Source organism: Leifsonia sp. KNZ12-8B (genome assembly GCF_056755495.1).
In genome coordinates this window covers 1-5,092 of record NZ_JBPGXM010000185.1, presented here as the reverse complement: position 1 = coordinate 5,092, position 5,092 = coordinate 1, and the positions used below count along the sequence as shown (strand labels likewise).

The 5,092-nt window shown below is 69.0% G+C and carries 4 protein-coding genes; all 4 read left to right on the top strand.

The genetic code is table 11. The features are described 5' to 3' along the window. Nucleotides 1–114 precede the first annotated feature (114 nt). The 4 genes from ACR9ZG_RS17770 to ACR9ZG_RS17755 all read left to right on the top strand — a co-directional run bounded on the left by ACR9ZG_RS17770 (nt 115) and on the right by ACR9ZG_RS17755 (nt 5,041). On the top strand, nt 115–1,779 hold the full coding sequence (locus tag ACR9ZG_RS17770) for a GspE/PulE family protein (RefSeq protein WP_481286175.1): 1,665 nt from the start codon (nt 115–117) through the stop codon (nt 1,777–1,779). A gap of 8 nt (nt 1,780–1,787) precedes the next feature. Beyond that, nucleotides 1,788–3,203, top strand: a complete 1,416-nt coding sequence (locus ACR9ZG_RS17765) for a type IV pilus twitching motility protein PilT (protein WP_481286174.1) — start codon at nt 1,788–1,790, stop codon at nt 3,201–3,203. A 3-nt stretch (nt 3,204–3,206) separates the two neighbouring features. Continuing rightward, complete coding sequence (locus tag ACR9ZG_RS17760; protein ID WP_481286173.1) at nt 3,207–4,436, top strand: type II secretion system F family protein; 1,230 nt, start codon at nt 3,207–3,209, stop codon at nt 4,434–4,436. A gap of 170 nt (nt 4,437–4,606) precedes the next feature. After that, on the top strand, nt 4,607–5,041 hold the full coding sequence (locus tag ACR9ZG_RS17755; protein WP_481286172.1) for a type IV pilin protein: 435 nt from the start codon (nt 4,607–4,609) through the stop codon (nt 5,039–5,041). The last annotated feature ends 51 nt before the right edge of the window (nt 5,042–5,092 follow it).

Below are 5,092 nucleotides of genomic sequence, written 5' to 3'. Positions count from 1 at the left end.
ACATCATGTCACGACTCGGCAGGCTGGCCCCCGCGCGCGGGGCACCCTCATGCGGGGCTGTCGTCGCCGCCGCGCCGGACAGTACGGTGACCTCGCATTCCAGAGGAGGTCCCCGTGGCGTCCATGACCGAGATCCTGATCCTGCACGGCCACCTGCCCATCGAGTACCTCGACGGTGTCGAGGGCGACCCGGGCTCGGACGAGACCGTCGTCCGCGAGCTGCTGCAGAGCGGCGCCATCACGCCGCAGCAGCTGGCGCGCGCCCGCGCGGCGCAGTCCGGCCTCCCCTTCGTCGAGCTTGCCGACTACCCGGTCGACCGGGCGGCCGTCAGCCTCATCCCCGGCACGATCTGCCGGCGGCACACCGTGCTGCCGATCGCGGTCCGCGAGGGCGCCGTGATCCTCGCGATGGCCGATCCCGGCAACGTGTTCGCCATCGACGACGTGCGTGCCGCCTCCCGCCTGTCCGTCGCACCGGCCGTCGCCGACGAGACGGACCTGCTGGCCGCCATCGACCGCTGGATCCGCGCCGACGACGAGCTCTCGGATCTGACCACCACGCTGGAGGAGGAGAGCGCTCCGGTCGAGGAGGCCGGCCTCGGCGATGCCCTGGAGGACGACGCACCGATCGTCCGGTTCGTGAACCTGCTGGTCAGTCAGGCGATCCAGGATCACGCCTCCGACATCCACATCGAGCCGGCCGAGCACGAGGTGCGGGTCCGGTACCGGATCGACGGTGTGCTGCACGCGATGCCGTCGGCGCCCAAGGCGATCCAGAACGGCGTCATCTCGCGGCTCAAGATCATGAGCGACATCGACATCGCCGAACGCCGCAAGCCGCAGGACGGCCGCATGTCGGTCGTCCACGGCGGGCGGCAGATCGACCTGCGGGTGGCGACCCTGCCGACGGTGTGGGGCGAGAAGGTCGTCATGCGCATCCTCGACAACACCAACACCGGCATGACGCTGCGCGACCTCGACCTGCTGGACCGCAACTTCGACGTGTACCGGGCGGCGTATTCCAAGCCGTACGGGATGATCCTCATCACTGGGCCGACCGGCTCCGGCAAGTCGACGACCCTGTACACGACGCTCAATGCCGTCGCACGTCCCGAGATCAACGTGATCACCGTGGAGGATCCGGTCGAGTACCGCATGCCCGGCATCAACCAGGTGCAGGTCAATCCGAAGGCGGGACTGACGTTCGCGAGCGCGCTGCGCAGCATCCTCCGCAGCGATCCGGACGTGGTGCTCCTGGGCGAGATCCGCGACCACGAGACCGCGCAGATCGCGATCGAGGCGTCGCTGACCGGCCACCTCGTGCTCTCGACCCTCCACACCAACGACGCGCCGAGCGCGGTGACCCGGCTCACCGAGATGGAGATCGAGCCGTTCCTCGTCGGCTCCGCACTCGATTGCGTGGTCGCGCAGCGGCTCGCGCGGCGGCTGTGCGAGCGGTGCAAGCGGCCGGGGGAGCACGGGGCAGAGGAGCTGCGGAGGCTGCGCTTCGCGGTCCCCGACGACCAGCCCCTCCCGCCGATCTTCGAGCCGGTCGGCTGCCCGACCTGCTCGGGGACCGGGTACCGCGGCCGGATCGCGGTGCACGAGGTCATGGCGGTGACGGAGCAGATCGAGCGGCTCGCGGTGCAACGCGCGTCGAGCGCCGACATCGGCCGTGTGGCGCGCGAGCAGGGCATGCTCACGCTGCGCGAGGACGGCTGGGAGAAGGTCAAGCTCGGCCTGACCTCGGTCGAGGAGATCCTGAGAGTGGTGGCATAGGAGGCCGCATGGCGAACCACGATGACAGCTGGGGCGGGTTCCCGCCGCCGGTCGCGAAGCCCGTGTACGAGATCCCGGTGGTGCCGCCGGGCGCGTGGTCGCTGGACCCGCAGCCCGAGCAGGAGCCGGAGCCGTACGCGCCGCGGCTCATCCCGGCCGGCCGGCGCGCGGCCGCTCCCGCGCCCACCTCGCCCGACGACGACGTGCCGCGCCGCACGGCCGCTCCCGAGATCGACGAGCGGCTGACCGCTCCGGAGCGGGAGGCGCTGGCGCGGGCCGACCGGGAGCTGGTCGCCTCGCTGCACGAGGTCGTCTACCAGCGCGCCTCCGACCTCCACATCACCGTCGGCGCCCCGCCGATGGTCCGCGTCGACGGCGGCCTGCGCCCGGCCGCGACCACCGAGCCGTGGAACCACGAGCGGACCAGGGAGGCGCTGCTGAGCCTGCTGACCGACCCGCAGCGCGAGCGGTTCGAGCGGGAGCGCGAGCTGGACTTCGCCTTCACCATCTCGGCGAACGCCCGCTTCCGTGTGAACCTGTACCAGCAGCGCGGGTCGTACGGGGGCGCGTTCCGCCTCATCCCGACCGAGATCAAGCAGCTCGCCGAGCTCGGGGTGCCGGACGCGGTCGGGATGTTCTCGACGCTTCCACGTGGACTCGTCCTGGTCACCGGCCCCACCGGCTCCGGCAAGTCGACCACGCTCGCCGCGCTGATCGACCTCGTGAACTCCACGCGCGCCGACCACATCGTGACGGTCGAGGACCCGATCGAGTTCATGCATGCGCACAAGAAGTCGATCGTCAACCAGCGCGAGGTCGGTCACGACACCCACAGCTTCAACAACGCGCTCAAGCACGTGCTGCGCCAGGACCCGGACGTGATCCTCATCGGCGAGCTCCGCGACCTGGAGACCATCTCCGTCGCGCTCACCGCCGCCGAGACCGGCCACCTCGTCTTCGCGACCCTGCACACCCAGGACGCGCCGCAGACCATCGACCGCGTGATCGACGTGTTCCCGCCGCATCAGCAGGATCAGGTGCGGGCCCAGCTCGCCGGCACGCTGCAGGGCGTGGTCTCGCAGACGCTGATCAAGCGCGCTAGCGGCCGCGGCCGGGTCGTCGCGACCGAGATCCTCGTCATGAGCCCCGCGATCGCCAACGTCATCCGCGAGGGCAAGACCTACCAGATCGCCTCCATGATGCAGGCCGGGCGGGAGTCGGGGATGCGGACCATGGACCAGCACCTCGCCGAGCTCGTCAACGCCGGCGTGATCACCCGCAGGGCGGCGCTGGAGAAGGCGCACGACAAGGAGGGCATCGCCCGGCTCATCCAGCGCGTGGAGTCGCCCACGGCGGCTTCCGCGGCCGCCATCGCCGCGAGCGGGCCCGACTTCGGCGACAGCTACTCGGGGACGGTGGGGTAGCGCATGCCGGTCACCACGCCGTACGCGTACAAGGGCCGCGACGCCGCGGGCAAGATCGTCAAGGGGAGGGTGGACGCCTCCAGCGAGGCCGCCGTCGCCTCCCGCCTGCGCACGATGGGGCTCTCGCCGGTCTCCATCACCGAGGCGGCCGAGGGCACCGGGCTGAACCGAGAGATCCGGCTCTCCACCGGCTCCGGCGTCAAGCTCAAGGAGCTGGCGGTGATGAGCCGGCAGATGGCGACGATGATCTCGTCCGGCCTGTCGCTGCTGCGGACGCTCAACATCATCGCCGAGCAGAACGGCAACAAGAAGTTCCAGGCCGTGCTGGCGGACGTGCGCGACCAGGTCGAGAGCGGCGTCGCGGTGTCCGACGCCATGCGCAGGCACGCGCAGGTGTTCCCGCCGCTCATGATCAACATGGTGCGCGCGGGCGAGACCGGCGGCTTCCTCGACGGTGCGCTGGAGGCCGTGGCCGAGAACTTCGAGAAGGAGGTCAAGCTCCGCTCGGCGATCAAATCGGCCATGACCTACCCGGTGATCGTGCTCTGCATGACCGTGCTCGGCGTCGCCGCGATGCTGCTCTTCGTCGTGCCGATCTTCGAGAAGATGTTCACCGGCCTGGGCAAGGAGCTGCCGCTGCCGACGATGATCCTCGTGCAGCTCTCGCACGCGATGGTCTTCGTCGTGCCCGTCGTCGCCGTCCTCGGGATCGCGTTCGCGCTCTGGTGGCCGCGGCACAAGAACGACGAGGCCGTGCGCAAACGGCTCGACCCCTTCAAGCTGCGGATGCCCATCTTCGGATCGCTGCTGAAACGCATCGCGATCGCGCGGTTCAGCCGCAACTTCTCGAACATGATCGCGGCTGGCGTGCCCATCCTGCAGGCCCTGCGGATCGTGGGGGAGACCAGCGGCAACTGGGTGCTGCAGCACGCGCTCGTGGAGGTCGCCGAGGGCGTGCGGCAGGGCGAGTCCATCGCCTCCCCGCTGAGCAGGCAGCCGGTGTTCCCGCCGATGGTGACGCAGATGGTCGCGGTCGGCGAGGACGCCGGCTCGCTCGAGACCATGCTCGACAAGATCGCGGACTTCTACGAGCAGGAGGTCGAGGCGACGACCGAGCAGCTCACCTCCCTGATCGAACCCGTGATGATCGCGTTCCTGGGCGTCGTGATCGGCGGGATGGTCGTCGCGCTCTACCTCCCGATCTTCGGAATCGCCTCGGCCGTCGGCGGCTGAGTCAAGAGATACGGGGTGTTATCACCCCATATCTGGGGTGAAGAACGTCGGCAAAACCCCTCTGACGGGGGATATTTCTGCAAATCCACCGAGAACTAGCGTGTCGTCCGTAAGCGGTCCTCGCAGCCGCCTCGCCCCGCACTACCCGACCGAATGGATTGGACACTGCAATGTACTTCCGACTCCTGGGCAAGCTGAACGCTCGCCGCAAGGGCCTGCTCGCGGACGACGAGAAGGGCTTCACCCTGATCGAGCTCCTCGTCGTGGTCATCATCATCGGCATCCTCGCCGCCATCGCCATCCCGATCTACATCGGGGTGCAGAACAACGCGAAGGATGCGTCGGTCAAGTCTGACTTGACCAACGTCAAGACGGCCATCGTCGCGTACTACACCGACAAGGGTTCCAGTGCGACGGCTCCGTCGCTCACGGATGGCACGCTCGATGACTACGGCGCGACGAAGGGTGCCGATGTGAAGGGCGCCATTACTGCCGGCGGGACCATCAGTGCGACAGCTTTCTGCGTCGAAGCGACCAGCACGGCCGACCACACGTTCCACATCACGGAGTCCGAAGGCGCTACGGACGGCGACTGCGCGCCGTAACCGTCTGAGTGGGGCGCCGCTCGCACCAGCGGCTGTCTCTTATACACATCT